The organism is Modestobacter italicus (assembly GCF_019799965.1).
GTDB classification, from domain to species: domain Bacteria; phylum Actinomycetota; class Actinomycetes; order Mycobacteriales; family Geodermatophilaceae; genus Modestobacter; species Modestobacter italicus_A.
The window spans coordinates 157,512-175,057 of the sequence record NZ_JABGCJ010000006.1 but is presented as its reverse complement, the minus strand read 5'-3'; the positions used below and the strand labels follow the sequence as shown (position 1 = coordinate 175,057).

General features: G+C 75.0%; 17 protein-coding genes. 8 read left to right on the top strand and 9 right to left on the bottom strand.

Translation table 11 applies throughout. From position 1 onward, the window contains the following. Positions 1–28: 28 nt before the first annotated feature. Positions 29–625: a TIGR03086 family metal-binding protein gene (locus tag HLA93_RS15900; protein ID WP_222195392.1), complete on the top strand. Its 597-nt coding sequence runs from the start codon at positions 29–31 to the stop codon at positions 623–625. Here the strand turns inward: HLA93_RS15900 and HLA93_RS15895 are convergent. After that, positions 615–1,409, bottom strand: coding sequence for a DUF6308 family protein (locus tag HLA93_RS15895; RefSeq protein ID WP_222195391.1), 795 nt, complete (start codon positions 1,407–1,409; stop codon positions 615–617). The two genes, HLA93_RS15900 and HLA93_RS15895, sit on opposite strands and share 11 nt — an antisense overlap. A gap of 52 nt (positions 1,410–1,461) precedes the next feature. After that, positions 1,462–2,502, bottom strand: coding sequence for a glutathione S-transferase family protein (locus HLA93_RS15890; protein WP_222195390.1), 1,041 nt, complete (start codon positions 2,500–2,502; stop codon positions 1,462–1,464). 78 nt (positions 2,503–2,580) lie between these two features. Here HLA93_RS15890 and HLA93_RS15885 point away from each other — a divergent pair, with 78 nt between their 5' ends. Continuing rightward, on the top strand, positions 2,581–2,853 hold the full coding sequence (locus HLA93_RS15885; protein WP_222195389.1) for a hypothetical protein: 273 nt from the start codon (positions 2,581–2,583) through the stop codon (positions 2,851–2,853). On the opposite strand, the gene HLA93_RS15880 is transcribed toward HLA93_RS15885, so the two are convergent. The 7 genes from HLA93_RS15880 to HLA93_RS15850 all read right to left on the bottom strand — a co-directional run bounded on the left by HLA93_RS15880 (position 2,854) and on the right by HLA93_RS15850 (position 11,485). After that, positions 2,854–3,711, bottom strand: coding sequence for a formate/nitrite transporter family protein (locus tag HLA93_RS15880; protein WP_222195388.1), 858 nt, complete (start codon positions 3,709–3,711; stop codon positions 2,854–2,856). Positions 3,712–3,819: 108 nt separating this feature from the next. After that, complete coding sequence (locus HLA93_RS15875) at positions 3,820–4,440, bottom strand: helix-turn-helix domain-containing protein (RefSeq protein ID WP_222195387.1); 621 nt, start codon at positions 4,438–4,440, stop codon at positions 3,820–3,822. Positions 4,441–4,517: 77 nt separating this feature from the next. Continuing rightward, complete coding sequence (locus HLA93_RS15870) at positions 4,518–6,146, bottom strand: protein kinase domain-containing protein (RefSeq protein WP_222195386.1); 1,629 nt, start codon at positions 6,144–6,146, stop codon at positions 4,518–4,520. Positions 6,147–6,204: 58 nt separating this feature from the next. Then, positions 6,205–7,851, bottom strand: coding sequence for a protein kinase domain-containing protein (locus HLA93_RS15865; RefSeq protein ID WP_308128172.1), 1,647 nt, complete (start codon positions 7,849–7,851; stop codon positions 6,205–6,207). Positions 7,852–7,968: 117 nt separating this feature from the next. Next, positions 7,969–8,592: an antibiotic biosynthesis monooxygenase gene (locus HLA93_RS15860; protein ID WP_222195385.1), complete on the bottom strand. Its 624-nt coding sequence runs from the start codon at positions 8,590–8,592 to the stop codon at positions 7,969–7,971. 149 nt (positions 8,593–8,741) lie between these two features. After that, positions 8,742–10,595 (bottom strand): glycoside hydrolase family 15 protein, encoded by a 1,854-nt coding sequence (locus tag HLA93_RS15855; protein ID WP_222195384.1) that lies wholly within the window; start codon positions 10,593–10,595, stop codon positions 8,742–8,744. After that, positions 10,592–11,485: a glucose 1-dehydrogenase gene (locus HLA93_RS15850; RefSeq protein WP_222195383.1), complete on the bottom strand. Its 894-nt coding sequence runs from the start codon at positions 11,483–11,485 to the stop codon at positions 10,592–10,594. The genes HLA93_RS15855 and HLA93_RS15850 overlap by 4 nt, the downstream gene beginning before the upstream one ends. A gap of 125 nt (positions 11,486–11,610) precedes the next feature. On the opposite strand from HLA93_RS15850, the gene HLA93_RS15845 reads away from it, so the two are divergent. The 6 genes from HLA93_RS15845 (at position 11,611) to HLA93_RS15820 (ending at position 17,511) form a co-directional block, all read left to right on the top strand. Continuing rightward, positions 11,611–12,141, top strand: coding sequence for an NUDIX hydrolase family protein (locus HLA93_RS15845; RefSeq protein ID WP_222195382.1), 531 nt, complete (start codon positions 11,611–11,613; stop codon positions 12,139–12,141). Positions 12,142–12,300: 159 nt separating this feature from the next. After that, a complete protein-coding gene (locus tag HLA93_RS15840; RefSeq protein ID WP_308128171.1) occupies positions 12,301–13,842 on the top strand; it encodes a DUF4407 domain-containing protein in 1,542 nt (513 codons plus the stop codon). Positions 13,843–13,927: 85 nt separating this feature from the next. Next, positions 13,928–14,554: an RNA polymerase sigma factor gene (locus tag HLA93_RS15835; protein ID WP_222195380.1), complete on the top strand. Its 627-nt coding sequence runs from the start codon at positions 13,928–13,930 to the stop codon at positions 14,552–14,554. Next, on the top strand, positions 14,538–15,611 hold the full coding sequence (locus tag HLA93_RS15830) for a hypothetical protein (RefSeq protein ID WP_222195379.1): 1,074 nt from the start codon (positions 14,538–14,540) through the stop codon (positions 15,609–15,611). The genes HLA93_RS15835 and HLA93_RS15830 overlap by 17 nt, the downstream gene beginning before the upstream one ends. A 2-nt stretch (positions 15,612–15,613) precedes the next feature. Further along, positions 15,614–16,657, top strand: a complete 1,044-nt coding sequence (locus HLA93_RS15825) for an ABC transporter ATP-binding protein (RefSeq protein ID WP_222195378.1) — start codon at positions 15,614–15,616, stop codon at positions 16,655–16,657. Next, positions 16,654–17,511, top strand: a complete 858-nt coding sequence (locus HLA93_RS15820) for an ABC transporter permease (protein WP_222195377.1) — start codon at positions 16,654–16,656, stop codon at positions 17,509–17,511. The genes HLA93_RS15825 and HLA93_RS15820 overlap by 4 nt, the downstream gene beginning before the upstream one ends. Positions 17,512–17,546 lie beyond the last annotated feature (35 nt).

Sequence of the window (17,546 nt, the reverse complement as noted above, 5' to 3'; positions counted from 1 at the left end):
TTCCCGGGCCCGCTCCGGTCTGACCTGCATGACGACGACGATCGATCTCGACCTCGGCCCTGCGGCTGACGACCTCGTCCGCGTGGTGGCCGCGGTGCGCGATGACCAGCTCATCGACCCCACGCCGTGCGCGGACACCTCCGTAGCCGCGCTGCTCGCCCACGTCCACGGGCTCGCGGTGGGGCTGCGGCGGGTGGCGGAGAAGCAGCCGCCCGGCGGGCCGCCGGCCGGTGGGGCGGACGCGCTGCCGGCCGACTGGCGCACCCGGATCCCGCAAGAGCTCGACGCGCTCGTGGCCGCCTGGCGAGCGCCGGCGGCCTGGGAGGGCGTCGGCGAGGGCGCCGGGGTCGTGCTCCCGGCAGCGGTGTGGGCCCGGGTCGTGCTGGACGAGCTCGTGGTGCACGGCTGGGACGTGGCGGCGGCGGTCGGCGCCGGCTACCACCCCGACCCGGCGAGCGTCGCGGAGTGCCTGGCCTTCGTGGGTGACCGGACCGACGCCCCCGCCGACGAGGCGCCGGGCCTCTTCGGTCCGGCCGTGCCGGTGGCCGCGGACGCCCCGCCGCTGGACCGGCTGCTGGGTGCGACCGGGCGGGACCCGCGCTGGGCGCCGCCGGTCAGCGGCTGACGCCGGTGCGGCCGGCGGTCCGCTGCCGCCACTCCTCGGTGCTCTCGCCCAGGGCCACCGCGGTGGTCAGCCGGAGGGTGCCGGCCAGCCAGACCAGCACGTCGTGCAGCCGAAGCCGGGTCAGCTCCCGGCCGAGCAGCTCGGCGGCGGCGACCTCCAGCGCGGCGAAGGCAGCCGGGTTGGCGCGCAGTTCCCGGTGCACCACCGCGGCGACGCTGCTGTCGCCCTCGCGCAGGTGCGGCACCGTCTGCAGCCAGCTGGCCCGGTTCGACAGCGGGACCAGTGCCGGGTGCCGGTGGTGCAGCGCGGCGACGACGTACCGGGCCCGCTGGTCGGGCAGCTCGCCGAGCCCGCGCAGCGCGGCGCCGACGGTGCCCGGCTCGCCGAGCACGGACAGCTCCTCGTCCGGCAGCTCCCAGAACGCCCGGCCGGCCGCGCGGGCGACCAGCGCCTCGGCGGCCGGCTGGACGTCGTCCAGGCAGGTGCGCACCGCCGTCCAGCCGTCCGGGTCGAGCCGGCCGTGCAGCCCTTCGGCGACCAGCACGTCGTCGTCCCCGAGCGGGCCGGCGGGCACCGGGCGGGCGTCGAACCGGTCGTGGCCGAACGCCGGCACCTGCACCCACCGGCCCTCGCGCTCGATGGGGGAGCGGTACCGCAGCGGCCGCCGGCCCCGGGCATAGCCGAGGACGGCGGCCAGCGCGGTCGACCAGGGCAGCGGCTCCGGCCCCGCGCTGGGCAGGTCGAGGGCGGGCCGGACGTCGTCGGCGTGCACCGGGCCGGTCATGGGCGCCAGCATGCGCCCGGAGCCCTGGTCGTGGAACTCCGGGCGCGTGCGCTCAGCGGTGGCCGATGCCGCCCGGGCCGTGCTCGGGCGGGACGACCTCGCCGTCGATCGGCGGCCCGGGCGGGGTGCCGTCGCCGAACGGGCGGCCGCCCAGCTCCTCGCGGCCGTGCGGGGTCAGCCACACCGACGTGTCCGGCCCCATCGGGATGATCTGGGTCGGGTTGATGTCGGCGTGCACCACGTAGTAGTGCTCCTTGATCTGCGGGAAGTCGGTGGTGTCGCCGAAGCCCGGGGTCTGGAACAGGTCGCGGGCATAGCCCCACAGCGCCGGCATCTCGGTCAGCTTCTGCCGGTTGCACTTGAAGTGGCCGTGGTAGACGGCGTCGAAGCGGGCCAGCGTGGTGAACAGTCGGACGTCGGCCTCGGTGATCGTGTCGCCCATCAGGAACCGGCGGGTGCTCAGCCGCTCCTCCAGCCAGTCCATCGCCGTCCAGAGCCGCTCGTAGGCCTTGTCGTAGGCGCGCTGGGAGCCGGCGAAGCCGCAGCGGTAGACCCCGTTGTTGACCTCGGTGAACACCCGCTGCATGACCTCGTCCATCTCCTCGCGCAGGTGCTCGGGGTAGAGGTCGGGGGCGCCGTCGCGGTGGAACGCGGTCCACTCGGTGGAGAAGTCCAGGGTCATCTGCCGGAAGTCGTTGGTGACCACGGCCTTGGTCGGGATGTCGACCATCGCCGGCACGGTGATGCCGCGCGGGTACTCCGGGTCGCGGGCGAAGAAGGCCTGCTGCAGCCGCTCGTAGCCCAGCACCGGGTCACGGCCGTCCGGGTCGAGGTCGAAGGTCCAGCTGCGCGCGTCGTGGGTGGGCCCGCAGATGCCCATCGAGATGGCCTGCTCCAGGCCGAGCAGCCGCCGGACGATCGCAGCCCGGTTGGCCCACGGGCAGGCCCGGGCGATCACCAGGCGGTACCGGCCGGCCTCGACCGGCCAGCCACCGGAGCCGTCCGAGGTGATGCGGTCGGTGATGTAGTTCTGGTCGCGCTGGTACTCCTGGCCCTTTTCGACGTATCCACTGCCGCTTCGCTCGGTGCTCACCACCCCACCCTCCCCGACCGGGGACCGAGGCGCAGTGCGGCTCGCGTGTGGCGTTCCCCGCCCGGCTAGCCTCGGGGCATGGCCGACGCCCCCTCCCGCCCCCCGTGGTTCGGTCATGTCGGCGTCCAGGTGGCCGCCGCCGCTGCCGCCGCCTGGAACGTCGTGCAGCTGGTGCAGCACCTGTTCGACGGCCAGGCGGGCGAGGCGTTCTTCAACTTCGCCCTGGTCGTGGTCTTCGGCTACGTGGTGCTGGAGTCGCGGCGGTTCCGGCGCGAGCAGGAGCAGCTGGCTGCCACCGAGGACGGCGGGGCCGCCGAGGTCGTCGACCCCCGGGACGGCCCCGCCGCCTGATCAGGCGCGCTCGGCGTCCGGCGTCCGGGTGTTCTCGGAGGTGTCCGCCTCGTCCGGGGCGTCCTTGAGGAACAGGTACCAGTAGGACGTCGCCACGAAGACCACTGCGCCGACCAGGTTGCCGACCCCGGCCAGCAGCCAGTTGAGCAGCACGTCGCCCCAGCCGATGTCCGGCACCCCGGCGAAGATCGCGGCCGGCAGGAAGAACATGTTGGCCACCACGTGGTCGAAGCCCATCGCCACGAAGGCCATGATCGGGAAGAAGATCGCCAGGATCTTGCCGGAGACGGTCTTGGCGGCCAGGGACATCCAGACCGCCAGGCAGACCAGCCAGTTGCAGCCCACGGCGCGCAGGAACGTCTGCCAGGCCGACTCGCCCAGCGCCTTGCCCTCGGAGATCGAGGCCAGCCGCTCGTAGGTGAGCCCGCCGGTGCCGGTGGCGCCGGAGTCGCCGATCACCCCGGTCTGCACGGCCAGGAAGTAGGCGACGAACAGCGCGCCGAGCAGGTTGCCGACCAGCACCAGGGAGAGGTTCTTCGCCACGTCGCCGACGCCGATCTTGCCGCGCATCGCGCCGAGCGGGACCAGCGCCATGTTGCCGGTGGCGAGGTCGGAGCCGGCGATCAGCACCAGCACCAGCCCGAGGGTGAAGGTGGCGCCGGTGAACAGCGTGGGCAGGGTGCCCCAGGTCTCCGGGTCGAGCCCGGAGGAGACGGTGATGGCGACCAGCCCGCCGAAGGCGATGTAGGCACCGGCCAGGAAGGCGCTGACCACCACCCGGTCCCAGGTGCGGCGGGTCTTCTTCGCCCCGGTCGCGGCGGCGACCTGGGCGATCTCCTGCGGTTCGCGGTCGGGCACGACTGACCTCCGGGGGAGCGGGTGGAGCGGGCCCGTGGACTCAGGTCCCGCTCTCCCCAGCCTCACGGAGTCCGCGCCGCCTCGCACGGTGAGCCGGCCACCTCCGGGTCAGTCGTCGGTGCCCGCTTGCTCGCTGCCCCGCGCGTCGTCGCTGCCGCGTGGGCGGGCGCGCACGTGCATCCGCTCGCCCTGCGGGCCGAACAGCGCCAGCAGCTCCAGCGGAGCCGGGCCGGGGTTGGTGAGCGCGTGCGGCACGTGGGTGTCGAACTCGACCACCTCGCCGGGGGTGAGCTCCAGTCGTTGTTCGCCCAGGAAGAGCACGAAGCGGCCGTTGAGCACGTAGACCCACTCGTAGCCCTCGTGCGTCTTGAGCTCGATCTGGCCGCCCGGCCAGCCCGGCGGGATGATCATCTTGTAGGCCTGGAGGCCACCGGGACGGCGGGTGAGCGGCAGCATCGTCATGCCGTTGCGCTGCACCGGCCTCGGGTGGACGCGCGGATCGGCCGACGGCGGCTCGTCGAGCAGTTCGTCCAGCGGCACCTGCAGCGCCCGGGTCAGCGGCAGCAGCAGTTCCAGGGTCGCCCGGCGCTGGCCGGACTCCAGCCGGGACAGCGTGCTGATCGAGATGCCGGTGGTCTCCGACAGCTGGGTCAGCGTGGTGTCCTTGCGCTGGCGCAGTGCGCGCAGCCGGGGTCCGACGGCCTGCAGCACCGCGTCGACGTCGCTCATGCCGAACAGTTTGCTGACACGGCAAGCTGCTTTGTCAACCCGCGGTCACCCCCGGACCGGCCGGACGGCGGTGGCGCTCAGCCGCCCTGCCGCCCGCGGCGGTCCTCCCAGCCGTCCCAGTTCTCCTCGAGCCAGCGCTCCCAGTCCTCGCCGTCCCAGCGCTGGCCGTCGTCCCCGGTGGGCTCGGCGGGCTCCTCCACGGGAGCCGGCTCCGGTGCCGGCGCGGGGGCGGGCTCGGGCTCCGGTTCCGGCGACGGCGACGGCGCGGGCGCCGGTGGGGGTGGGGCGACCGCATGGGTGACGGTGACGACGGTGCCCGGCATGACCTGGCCGACCGGGTTGAGCGCGATGACCTGACCGTCGGGGACGTCGTCGGTCTCCAGCGGCTGCCGGGTCACCTGCAGCCCGCGCTCGACCAGGCTCGCCTCGACGTCGGCGATCGGCTGGCCGACGTGGTCGGCGGTCGAGAGGCTGATCAGCGTGACCACCGGCGCGGACGACGTCGCCGGGGCGCTCGCCGTCGGGGGAGCTGCCTGCTCGGCCCCTCGGTCGCCGGCCAGCTGCAGGAAGGCGACGGTGCCCCCGGCGACGACGATGAGGGTGAGCACCGCGGCCAGCACCATCGGCCACCGGCGCCGGCGCTCCAGGTCGTCGAGCTCCTCGTCGTCGAGGTCGGGCAGGTCGGCCAGGTGTCGGTCCGCCGGCTCGGGTGCAGCGTGGTGCCGCCCGGTGGCGCTCGGGTCGGGGACGGCGAAGGCGCGGGTCGGCGGGAACGGCGGCACCGGGGTGGGGGTCCGTCGCGCCGCCGGTTCCGGTGCGCGCAGCGCCGGCATCACCGCGGTGCGGGGCTCACCGGCCGCACCGTCGGGCCGCCCGGCGATGACGTCGTCGACCGCGGCGTGCAGCGCGGCGCCGTCGGCGAACCGCTCGGCCGGGTCCTTGGCCATGGTCCGCTCGACCAGCCGACGGACCGGCTCGGGGACGTCGTCCGGCAGTGGGGGCGGTGTCTCGTTCACCTGGCGCAGCGCGACCGCCAGCGGGTCGTCGCCGTCGAAGGCGCGCTGCCCGGCGAGGCACTCGTAGGCGACCAGGCCCAGGGCGTAGACGTCGCTGGCCGGGGTGGCCCGCAGGCCCTGTGCCTGTTCGGGGGCGAGGTAGTTGGCGGTGCCGATCACCTCGCCGGTGCGGGTCAGCGGCATGCTCGCCGCCGAGACGGCGACGCCGAAGTCGGTGAGCTTCACCGCGCCGTCGGTGGCCAGCAGCACGTTGCCCGGCTTCACGTCCCGGTGCACCACCCCGGCGGCGTGTGCGGCGGCCAGGCCCGCGGCGGCCTGCCGCATGACCTCCAGTGTGCGGTCGGCCGGCAGCCGGCCGTCCCGGCGCAGCAGTCCGGACAGCGACTCGCCGCGCACGAGCTCCATCACCAGGTAGGCCAGGTGCTCACCCCCGGCCGGGCCGGGCAGGACCTCGCCGTAGTCGAACAGCGTGGCGATGTTGGGGTGCAGCAGGCCGGCGGAGTGCTGGGCCTCGGCGCGGAACCGGGCCAGCGACGTGGGGTTGGCGGTGAACTCCCGGCGCAGCACCTTCACGGCGACGTCCCGGTTCAGCCGGGTGTCCCGGGCCCGCCACACCTCGCCCATGCCGCCGACCGCGATCGACCCGAGCAGCTCGTAGCGCTCGCCGAGGAGCTGCCCGTCCGGTTGCACGCGCTCATCCTCCCCTGCGGCGGGCGCCGGCGGGAGGGGCAGCAGTGGAGCGGCCCGGTCAGCCGTTCCCGTTGCCCTGGCCGTTCCCGCCGCCGTTCCCGTTCCCGTTGCCGCCGCTGTTCCCGTTCCCGCCGCCCTCGCTGCCGTTGCCCCCGCCCTCGCTGCCGTTGCCCCCGCCCTCGTCCTCGTCGGGCTCGTCCTCGTCCGGCTCGTCCTCGTTGCCCTCACCCCCGGAGTCGGGCGTGACGCTGGGGACCGGCACCGGCTGCCGCGACGGGGTCGGGGTGGCCGCCGGGGCGACGGCGTAGCTGACGGTCACGGTCGAGCCGGCCGTCAGCCGGCCGTCCGGGCTGACCGAGAGGACGTCGCCGTCGTCGGCGTCGCCGGTCGTCACCGGGCGGAGCGCCACCTGCAGGTCCAGCGCGGTCAGGTCGGCCTGGACGTCGGTGTAGGGCCGCCCCTCGTAGTCGGACGAGGAGATGGTGACCTGCTCCGCGGTCGCCGACGGGGTGGAGCTAGGACCGGTCGAGCTGGGGGAGGTGCTGGTGTCGGCGGTGGGCTCGTCGCCGTCGCTGCCGGCCAGCTGCAGCCCGCCGAACACCAGCCCGGCGAGCACCAGGACGGCGATCAGCGGGAGGAGCACCTGCCGCCACCGGCGTGCCGGGCGGTCCGCCGGTGCGCCGGAGGCCCGCGCCCCGGTCTCGGCCTCCGGGGGCAGGCGCAACGGGGGCATCGGGCGGGCGGCGGCTCCCGCGGCCGTACCGACCGCCGGCAGCACCGAGGTCTGGGCGGCGGCCGGGGGGAGCACCGTCGTCCGGTCGTCGTCGGCGGGCAGCACCGTCGTCCGGTCGTCGCCGGCCGGGAGGGGCAGCGGCCGCCCGGCGCGCACGGCGTCGATCGCGGCGACGACGGCGGCGCCGTCGGGGAAGCGCGCGGCGGGGTCCTTGACCAGCGTCGCGTCGATGAACGCCCGCACCGGCGGAGGGACGTCGCCGGGCAGCGGCGGCGGGGTGTCCCGGATCTGCATGAGCGCGACCTGCACCGAGCTGTCCGCGTCGAAGGCGCGGTGGCCGGCCAGGCACTCGTAGCCGATCAGGCCCAGGGCGTAGACGTCGCTGGCCGGGGTGGCCCGGGCGCCCTGTGCCTGCTCGGGGGAGAGGTAGTGCGGGGTGCCGATGACCTGGCCGGTCTGGGTGAGCGGGACGCTGGCCCCGGAGACGGCCACCCCGAAGTCGGTGATCTTGATCGTGCCGTCGGCACCGAGCAGCACGTTGCCCGGCTTGACGTCGCGGTGCACCACCCCGGCGGCGTGCGCGGCGGCCAGCCCGGCGGCGCTCTGCCGCAGCACCTCCAGCGTGCGGTCGGCCGGCAGCCGGCCCTCGCGGCGCAGCAGCCCGGACAGCGACTCGCCCCGGACCAGCTCCATGACCAGGTAGGCCAGGTGCTCCTCGCCCGGGCCGGCCGGCGGGACCTCGCCGTAGTCGAAGAGGGTGGCGATGTTGGGGTGCACCAGGCCGGCGGCCAGCTGGGCCTCGGCCCGGAAGCGGGCCAGGAACGTGGGGTCCCCGGTGTACTCGCTGCGCAGCAGCTTGACCGCGACGTCCCGGCTCAGCACCCGGTCACGGGCCTGCCAGACCTGGCCCATGCCGCCGGTGGCGATCAGGGAGGTGAGCTCGTACCGCCCGCCGAGCACCCGCGGTTGCACGTCGTCCCCTGTCGTCGGCGTCGCTGGTCGGTGGTGGTGCTCCGGACCGGGCGCCCGGTCGGGCGCCGACCCTGCACCCTGCCACCATCCTGCGGTCCCGGCAGGGGGAGCGACCGGTCAGGCCAGCTCGGGGACGCGCAGGTGCGCCATCGCCAGGTCGAAGTCGGCCACCTCGATGGTCCGCATGCCCAGCGCGATCGCGACGTCGGCGTGGAGGGCCGCGCCGATGTCCCGGGACTGCTGCAACGACGCCCGGTCGGTGTAGGTGGTGGTCGTCGCCGCGCGGCCGGTGGCCCGGTCGACGAGCAGGCTCAGGCTGCAGAAGCCGGGCAGGTCGGACAGTCGGGGCAGCAGGCTGATGCCGACCGCGTCGACCACCCGGTCGAGCTGGGCCGGGTCGCTCTCGGTCCAGACGACCCGCGCGCAGGCGCCCTCGCCGGTGGGGTGCAGCCGGTGCAGGACGGCGATGTCCCACTCGGCGACGTGCATGGCATCGGCGCGCATGACCTCGGCCGCCCGGTCCCGCAGCTCACCGACCGGGACGGCGCTGGCGCGCATCGCCTCCTCGGTGGCCCAGGCGGCGGTGACGATGCAGCGGCCGGCGTCCCGGTCGGCGAGCATCGAGGTGCCCACGCAGCCGCTCATGCCGCGCAGCATCGGCCAGACGGCCTCGCGGACGTAGGCGATCCCGTCGTCCACCGCGGCCGGGTCGCCGCGGACGGTGGTGGTCCTGGCGTACATCGGGCGCCCTCCTCCCTGGCGGTGCCCGGACGGCGCCGCCGTCGCCTCGAGGGTCCTCGCACGCCCGCTCCGCCGGCGTCCCGCGGGCCTGTCTCGGCGGGTGCGGACGGTGCGTGCCCACCGTCCGCACCCGGCCGGGCACGCACCGCTCAGTCGGCGTCGAGCGCCTCGGAGACGGTGATCGCGGCGTTCACCAGCGCCAGGTGGCTCAGCGCCTGCGGCAGGTTGCCGAGCAGGTCGCCGGTCGCCGGGTCGAGCATCTCGGCCAGCACCCCGACGTCGTTCGCGGCGCCCATCAGCTGCTCCATCAGCTCCCGCGCCTCCTCGACCCGGCCGCACAGGGTCAGCGCCGAGACCGTCCAGTAGGAGCAGGCGAGGAAGACGCCCTCCTCCTTCGCCGCGCCGCTGTACCGGTAGAGGTGGGGGCCGTCGCCGAGCTCCTCGCGCAGCGCGTCCAGGGTGCGGCTCATCCGCTCGCCGCGGTCGAACCCGCTGATCGCGTGCAGCACGATCGAGGCGTCCAGCTCCTGGGTGCCGGGGTACCAGACGTAGGCGCCGCGCTCCTCGGACCAGGCGTTGTCCGACACCCAGGTGCGGATCCGCTCGGCCTCGCTGCGCCAGCGGGCCGGGTCGCCGGGGATGTGCCCGGCCTCGGCCAGCTCGACGGCCTTGCTCAGCGCGACCCAGCAGCCCAGCTTCGAGGTCGTGTAGTGCCGGTGCTCGGGCAGCTCCCACATCCCCGAGTCCTTGCTCTGCCACCGGTCGCAGGTGATGTCGGCGATCTCGGTGAGCAGCCGGCCGGTGTGCGCGTCGAGCACGTTCCCGTTCTCCACGTACAGCGAGACGATGGAGAACAGGTCGCCGAAGACACCCAGCTGCAGCTGCTCGGCGGCGTTGTTGCCGACCACCACCGGTGCCGTGCCGCGCCAGCCGGGTGCGTCCCGGAAATCCGCTCGCGGCACCGGCCCGCCGGCCAGGGAGTAGACGACCTGCGGCTCGGGGCCGTGCTCGCGGATCGTGGACAGCAGCCAGCTGATCGCCCCGTGCGTCTCCTCCCGCAGGCCGAACCGGAACAGCGCGGTGAGCGCGTAGGCGGAGTCGCGCACCCAGGCATAGCGGTAGTCCCAGTTCTTGCCGCCGGCCGGGTCCTCCGGCAGCGAGGTGGTCGCCGCAGCGACCATCGACCCGCTCTCGGCGTGGATCAGCAGCTTGAGCAGCAGCGTGCTGCGCCGGACGGCGGCGCCCCAGGGCCCGTCCCACTCGAAGGCGCGCATCCACGCCGCCCAGTTCCCGATCGTCCGGTCGATCCCGGCGTCGATCGCCTCGACCGGCGGCAGGAACAGCGGCTCCCGCTCGGTCGCGACCAGGGCCAGCAGGTGCCGTGACCCGGGGCTGGTCGTGTACTCCACGTCGATCCGCCGGTCACCGGCCCGGACGTCGTCCGCTCCGGACGTGCGGACGGCGAGGGTCAGGTCGTCGACCCGCAGCACCGGGCCCTGCGCGGTCTGGTGCACCCACGGGGAGACGGTGTTCAGGCACGTGCCGGGCCGGACGGCGGCGCGCAGCTCGACCTCGCCGTCCAGCCCTTCGATCCGGCGGCCCAGCTCCGACCACGGCAGCCGGCCGGCGATGCCGGAGTTGAGTGAGTCGGTGATCCGCACGCGGCCCGAGGCGGTGGTGAACGTCGTGGTCAGCACGTTGGTGTGCTCGACGTACTCCCGCTCGGCGGTGAACTCCTCGACCGGGCAGAGCTCGACGCAGCCGCCGTTCTCCGCGTCCAGCAGCGCGCCGAACACGGCGTGCGAGTCCATGTCCGGCAGCGGCAGCCAGTCGATCCGGCCGTCCCGGGCGATCAGCGCGATCGTGCGGCCGTCACCGATCGCGGCGTAGGAGCGCAGGTCGGCGTAGCCGTCGGCGTCCCGCTCGTCGACCGGGCCGGCCCCGGCGCCGTCCGCGCCCCAGTGCAGGGTCGGACGGCGCCGGGTGGAGTGCTCCGGCGTCACGGGGTCGGCATCCCACCGTTGACGTTGAGGGTCTCCCCGGAGACGTAGCTGGACTCCGGGGAGGCCAGGTACACGTAGGCCGGGCCGAGCTCGGCCGGCTGTCCGGCGCGCCCGATCGGGGTCTCCTGGCCGAACTCGGGCAGCGCCTCGGTGGGCTGGCCACCGGAGGCCTGCAGCGGCGTCCAGAACGGGCCGGGCGCCACCACGTTGACCCGGATGCCCTTGGGCGCGAGCTGCTGGGCCAGCGCCTTGCTCATCGTGTTGATGGCGGCCTTGGTGGTGGCGTAGTCGACCAGGCCGGGGGAGGGCTGGTAGGCCTGGATGGAGCTGGTGTTGATGATCGTCGCGCCGGCCGGCAGGTGCGGCAGCGCCTCCTGGACGATCCAGAACAGCGCGTAGACGTTGGTCTTGAACGTCGCGTCGAACTGCTCGCTGGTGAGGTCGGCGAGGTCGTCGACGTAGGTCTGCTTGCCGGCGACGTTGGCGATGATGTCCAGCCCGCCGAGCTCGTCGACCGCGGTGTGCACCAGTGCCCGGGCGGCGGCCTCGTCGGAGATGTCGGCCGGGGCGAGCACGGCCTTGCGGCCGGCCTCCTCGATCAGCCCGGCGACCTGCTTCGCGTCTGTCTCCTCGCTGGGCAGGTAGTTGAGGACGACGTCGGCGCCCTCCCGCGCGAACGCGATCGCGGCGGCGCGGCCGATGCCGGAGTCGGCGCCGGTGACCAGCGCCTTGCGGCCGGTGAGGCGGCCGGTGCCGCGGTAGCTCTGCTCGCCGTGGTCGGCGCCGGGCTCGAGGTCTGCGGCCAGGCCGGGGGCGTCCTGGGTCTGCTCCGGGAAGCCGTCGGTGCGGTACTGCGTGGTCGGGTCGGTGAACGTGAACTGGTCGGCCATGACAACCGCCGTGCCCGATCCGGCGGGGGGCGACACATGCGCCGGCGACGGTCCGGGGTCGCTCGGCGGGACGGTTCGGCCGCGTCCGGGGTTCGCGTCCGGGCCGCGTCGGATAGACAGGGCACATGACCGACGTGAACTTCACCGATGCCGGCTGGCTCTCCCGGGAGGACATGGACGCCGCCCGCGAGCGGTTGCCGATCCTCTACGTCGATGCGGTGCCGGTGCGGGTCGACGACCACGGTGTCGTGACCGCGGTCGGCCTGCTGCTGCGGATCGGCGAGGACGGCCAGGTCAAGCGGGCGCTGGTGTCCGGCCGGGTGCTGTACCACGAGCGGGTGCGCTCGGCCCTGCTGCGCAACCTGGAGAAGGACCTCGGTCCGCTCGCCCTGCCGCGGGTGCCGCCGGCGCCGCAGCCGTTCACCATCGCCGAGTACTTCCCGACCCCCGGCGTCACGCCGTTCCACGACCCCCGCCAGCACGCGGTGTCGCTGGCCTACGTCGTCCCGGTCGAGGGTGACTGCGCCCCGCAGCAGGACGCGCTGGAGCTGACCTGGGTGAGCCCGGAGGAGGCCCGCCGTCCGGAGGTGCTGGCCGAGCTGGCCAACGGCCAGAGCACCCTGCTCCTCCAGGCCCTGGCCCACCTCGGCGTCTGACCCGCCGCTGCCCGGCCATGTTGGCGAACATGGCCGAGCGATCGGCCATGTTCGCCAACATGGCCGGACGGGGTCCACCTCACAGGTGGGCGGCGGTACCGGCGGGGAGCCGGACGGCCGATGACGGGTGGGTACAACTCGGCGAGAGGACCCCACCCCGTGCGCAGCCGCACCCGCACCCGTTCCGGCGACCGACTGGCCGTGCTGGCCGGGGCCCGCCTCGATCTGCTGCGGGTCGCCCCCGGTGCGCGGGCGAGGTTCATCGCCCTCGGCGGGGTGCTGATCAGCACCGGCGCGCTGGCCGCGCTGTCGATGGCGTTCGCCCTGCACATGGCGCTCGGTGCGCCGTGGGTGGTCGCCGTCCTGGTCGGGCTGGGCTGGGGGCTGGTGATCCTCAACCTGGACCGGATGCTGCTGGTCGGCATGTCCCACGAGCCGTCCTGGAAGCGGAACCTGGGGATGGCGCTGCCGCGGGTGGCGCTGGCCGTCGTCCTGGGCACGGTGATCTCGACGCCGCTGACGCTGCAGGTGTTCGGCAAGGAGATCGACGCGACGATCGTGACGATGCAGGCCGAGGCCGCCGAGGAGTTCACCGCCGAGCTGGACGCCGACGCCCGGTACGCCCAGATCCCCACGCTCGAGGCGCGGGTCGCCGAGGAGCAGGCGGTGATCGCCAGCGGCGGCACCGCCGACCCGAACGCCGACCCGCGGGTGATCGCGGCGCAGGCCGAGCGGGACGCCAAGCAGACCGCCTTCCAGACCGCCGTCGACCGGTTCACCGAACTGCAGGCCAAGGCACAGTGCGAGCTGGACGGCACCTGCGGCTCCGGGGACGTCGGTCAGGGCGCGGCCTACTTCGCGGCCGCGACGGCGGCCACCCAGCAGGCCGGCGTGCGTGACGCGGCGAAGGCCGAGCTGGACGCCGCCGAGACCGAGCTCGCCCAGGTGCGCACCGACGCCGGCAAGGCCGCGGCCAGCGCCGATGCCCGCAGCGTCGCCCTCGCCCAGGCCGACCTGGTCACCGACAAGGCCGAGCTCGCCCGGCTCACCGAGGCGCGGCGGGCCGAACAGGCCGCCTTCGACGCGGAGAACTCCCAGAGCGACGGCATCCTCGCCCGGCTCGAGGCGATGGACCGGCTGTCGGCCGAGCGGCCGATGGTCGGCACCGCGCACCTCATGCTGTTCCTGCTCTTCCTGAGCGTCGAGATCCTCCCGGTGCTGATGAAGGCGCTGCTGAACATGCAGCTGCCCAGTGCCTACGACCGGCTGCTCAAGGTCCGGGACGACGAGGAGGTCGCGGCCGAGGAGATCCGCCGCGACGGCCGGCAGCGGGCGCAGCAGGCCCGGGCCGACCTGATCGTCGCCGCCGAGACCGACCGGATGGCCCGGGAGATCCTGGACCGGGAGAACGCCGCCCGCGAGGAGGCCGAGCGCGCCGCGGAGCGCAAGGCCCGCCGCAAGGAGGCGCGCTCGCTGCGTCGCCTGGTGCGGCTGGTCACCGGGCAGGGCCCGGCTGCGAAGCCGCTGCCGGAGCCCGCGCTGATCGAGCCGACGCTGCCGACCGTCGAGCCCACCCTGGACACCGGCGAGCTGGAGGCCATGATGGCCGCGCCGTCCGGCGTCAGCCTGTACGGGACGACGACCGTCCCGGCGCCCCGCCCGGCGGCGGAGCTGCTGCAGCCGCTCTCCGAGGAGCGCTGACCCCCGAGGCACACCGACACGGCCCCCGCAGGAACTCCCTGCGGGGGCCGTGTCACATTCCCGGCGCCGGCGGTGCTGTAGAGACATGGAACTGATCAGGCACGGGGGAGCGCGGGCCGCGGCCGCCCTCGCCGCCCCCGGAGCGGTCGGCGGGATCTCGGCCGGACGGGCCGTGGGGAGGGAGCGCGGGGCGGTGTCACGTTCGTCCCCCGGTGCCGTGCGCGCCGACCTCGAGGACGTGTTCCGCCGCGACTACCCGCTCGTCGTCGGGGTGGCCGCCCGCGTGCTCGGCTCCCGCGACCAGGCCGAGGACGTCGCCCAGGACGTCTTCCTCTCGTTCGGGCACTCCGCGGTGCCGGCCGGGGAGGCGCGCGGCTGGCTGTCGGTGGCCGCCGCGCACACCGCGCTCAACCTGCTCCGCTCCGGGCGCCGCCGCGCGTCCCGGGAGGAGTTCTCCGCCGTCGCGCAGGACGCCGTCGTCTCCGACGTCGCCGACGCGGTGGTCACCCGGGAGGAGCGCCGCCGGGTGCGGACGGCGCTCGCCCAGCTGCCCCGCAAGCAGGCCGTGGCCCTGGTGCTGCGGCACAGCGGCCTGAGCTACACCGAGGTCGCGGCCGCCCTCGACCTCTCCCCAGGCAGCGTCGGCACCACCGTGCGGCGCGCCGAGTCCGCTCTTCGCAAGGAGTTGAACCGTCATGCGTCATCCCTCTGACGGCGTGCTGCGCCGGCTGCTCGACGAGCCCGCCGGTGTCTCCGACGCCGACCGCGCGCACCTGACCGGCTGCCCGCAGTGCCTCGGCACGCTGGCCACCATGCGCACCGACGCCACCGCCCTCGACTCGGCGCTGGCGCCGCAGGGCAGCCCGGACGTCGACGCCGCCTGGCGCCGGCTGTCCGCGGCCACCGCCGAGCCGGAGCGGGTCGCGACCCCCGCCCGGGCCGGCCGGTTCCGCCCGGCGATGCGCCGGCCGGTGGTCGCGGCCGTCGCCGCCGCCGTCGTGCTCACCGGTGCCGGCACCGCCGCCGCCAACGACTGGCTGCAGATCTTCCGCACCGAGCAGGTGCAGCCGGTGGCCCTCAGCACCGCCGACCTGATCGCGCTGCCCGACCTGAGCGCCTACGGCGACGTGGTGGTCACCGGCGACGGCGACCTGCGCACCGTCGACGACGCGGCGGCCGCCGAGGCGGAGAGCGGCCTGGAGCTGCCGGAGGTGGCCGACCTGCCGCGCGGCATCAGCGGCGAGCCGACCTACCAGGTGGGCAGCGAGATCAGCGCGACGTTCACCTTCTCCGCCGACCGGGCCGCCCAGGCCGCGGCCGCGGCGGGGGAGACCCTGCCGCCGGCGCCCGCCGGGCTGGACGGCGCCACGGTGCGGATGGTCGCTGGCCCGGGCGTCGCTCAGGCGTGGGAGTCCTCGGCCGGGGTGCCCGCCCTGGTCGTGGGTCGCGCGGTCGCCCCGACCGCGTACTCCTCCGGCGTCCCGTTCGAGACGGTGCGCGACCACCTGCTCTCCCTGCCCGGCCTGCCGGACGACGTCGCCGCGCAGCTGAGCACCTTCACCGCGGACGGCGGCACGCTGCCGCTGCCGGTGCCCAGCGACCGGGTCAGCACCTCGACCGCCGAGGTGGACGGCGTGCAGGCCACCGTGCTGGGGCTGGACGAGCTGTCGATGTCGGCGGTGGTCTGGGTCGACGAGGGCGTGGTGACCGCGGTCGCCGGGTCGCTGGACGTCGACGAGGTGCTGTCGGTCGCGCAGGGTCTGCGCTGAGCATGGCGGCCGACCCCACGAACGCCCCGGCCGGAGCCGCTCCGGCCGGGGCGTCCCCGGCCGGGGACGCCGCACGGCAGGCGGCGGCGCAGCTGGTCGCCGACCTGCCGCCGGCGCCCGCGGTCTGGTGCTCCGGGCTGCGCAAGCGGTACGGCAAGCGCCAGGCGGTCGAGGAGGTGTCCCTGCAGGTCGGCCGCGGCGAGGTGGTCGGCCTGCTCGGCCCGAACGGCGCCGGCAAGACCACGGTGATCAAGATGCTGCTGGGTCTGGTCACCCCGGACGCCGGCGAGGCGATGCTCTTCGGCTCGCCCGCGGCCGACCCGGCGTCCCGCACGAAGGTTGGCTATCTGCCAGAGCTGTTCCGCTACCAGCCGTGGTTGTCCGCCGCAGAGGTGCTGGCGCTGCACGTGCGGCTCTCCGGAGTGGCGGTGCCGGCGGCCGAGCAGCGGGAGGTGCTGGCCCTGGTCGGGTTGGGCGAGCGGGCCGGTGACCGGGTGGGCGGCTTCTCCAAGGGCATGCAGCAGCGTCTGGGGCTGGCCGTGGCGCTGGTGGCCCGGCCGGAGTTCGTGGTGCTCGACGAGCCGACCAGCGCCCTGGACCCGCTGGGCCGCGCCGACGTCCGGGACATCGTGCTGTCGCTGCGCGAGCGCGGGGTCGCCGTGCTGCTCAACTCGCACCTGATCGGTGAGGTCGAGCGGGTCTGCGACCGGGTGGTCATCCTCGACCGCGGCCGGGTCGCCACCTCCGGCACCCTGGCCGAGCTGCTCGGCCAGCGCGAGCTGCGGCTGGAGCTCACCGGGGTCACCCCGGCGGCGGAGGCCCGCCTGGCCGCGACCGGGCTGGTCGAGCGCGAGGGCGACTGGTTCACCGTGGCGCTGCCCGCCGAGGACGCCGGCGACGCGGTGCCCGACCTGGTCGGTGACCTGGTCGCCGCCGGGGTCCGGGTGCACGCGGTCGAGCCGGTGCGGATCAGCCTGGAGGAGCGGCTGCTGGGCATCCTGCGCGCCACTGCGGATGCCCGGGCCGAGGCGGAGGAGCGGGCATGAGCACCGCCCGCACCGTGCTGACCATCGCCGGTCTCACCCTGCGCGAGGCGTCGCGGCGCAAGGTGCTGCGGGCGCTGGCCGGGCTGACGATCGTGCTGCTGGTGCTCAGCGCCTGGGGGTTCTCCCGGCTGTCGGCGGAGTCGGAGTTCGGCACGCTGACCAGCGGCGAGGCCCGGCTGGTCGCCTCCCAGCTGCTGAACCTGGTGATGTTCGGGCTCAGCCTGATCGCCGCGCTGGGCACCGCGTTCCTGGCCGGCCCGACGCTCTCGGGTGAGATCGAGTCGGGCATCTCGCTGTCGCTGCTGGCCCGCCCCGTCCGGCGCTGGGCGGTGCTGGCCGGCAAGTGGCTGGGGCTGGCCGCCTTCGGCAGCGGGTTCGTCGTCCTGGCCGGGCTGGCGCAGTGCCTCGTCGTCCAGGCGACGGTCGGCTACTGGCCGCCGCAGCCGGTGGTGGCGCTGGCGCTGCTGGCCGCGCAGACGGTCGTGCTGCTGACGCTGGGGCTGCTGCTGTCCACGGTCATCTCGCCGATGGCCTCCGGGGTGGTCGCGGTCGGCCTGTTCGGCGCGACCTGGATCGCCGGGGTGGTCGGCGGCATCGGGGAGGCGCTGGGCAACGACGGCGTCGCCCGGGTGGGCACGATCTCGCGGATGCTGCTGCCCACCGACGGGCTGTGGCGCGGGGCGATGCACGCCTTCCAGGACCCGGCGGCGCTGCTGCAGTTCGGTCAGGAGATGGAGGGCTTCCCGTTCCTGAGCGAGGCGCCGCTGACGGTGGCCTACCTGGCGTGGGCGGCGTTCTGGGTGCTGATGATCTGGGGGCTGGCGGCGCTGTCGTTCCGCCGCAAGGACCTCTGAGGTGCGGGGTGGCGCCGCGCGATCCGCGGCGCCAC

Coding starts and splice junctions, on each gene's coding strand:
- HLA93_RS15820 (WP_222195377.1), top strand. CDS start 16,654: ATGAGCACCGCCCGCACCGTGCTGACCATCGCCGGTCTCACCCTGCGC.
- HLA93_RS15875 (WP_222195387.1), bottom strand. CDS start 4,440: ATGAGCGACGTCGACGCGGTGCTGCAGGCCGTCGGACCCCGGCTGCGC.
- HLA93_RS15830 (WP_222195379.1), top strand. CDS start 14,538: ATGCGTCATCCCTCTGACGGCGTGCTGCGCCGGCTGCTCGACGAGCCC.
- HLA93_RS15845 (WP_222195382.1), top strand. CDS start 11,611: ATGACCGACGTGAACTTCACCGATGCCGGCTGGCTCTCCCGGGAGGAC.
- HLA93_RS15825 (WP_222195378.1), top strand. CDS start 15,614: ATGGCGGCCGACCCCACGAACGCCCCGGCCGGAGCCGCTCCGGCCGGG.
- HLA93_RS15850 (WP_222195383.1), bottom strand. CDS start 11,485: ATGGCCGACCAGTTCACGTTCACCGACCCGACCACGCAGTACCGCACC.
- HLA93_RS15885 (WP_222195389.1), top strand. CDS start 2,581: ATGGCCGACGCCCCCTCCCGCCCCCCGTGGTTCGGTCATGTCGGCGTC.
- HLA93_RS15860 (WP_222195385.1), bottom strand. CDS start 8,592: ATGTACGCCAGGACCACCACCGTCCGCGGCGACCCGGCCGCGGTGGAC.
- HLA93_RS15895 (WP_222195391.1), bottom strand. CDS start 1,409: ATGACCGGCCCGGTGCACGCCGACGACGTCCGGCCCGCCCTCGACCTG.
- HLA93_RS15835 (WP_222195380.1), top strand. CDS start 13,928: ATGGAACTGATCAGGCACGGGGGAGCGCGGGCCGCGGCCGCCCTCGCC.
- HLA93_RS15900 (WP_222195392.1), top strand. CDS start 29: ATGACGACGACGATCGATCTCGACCTCGGCCCTGCGGCTGACGACCTC.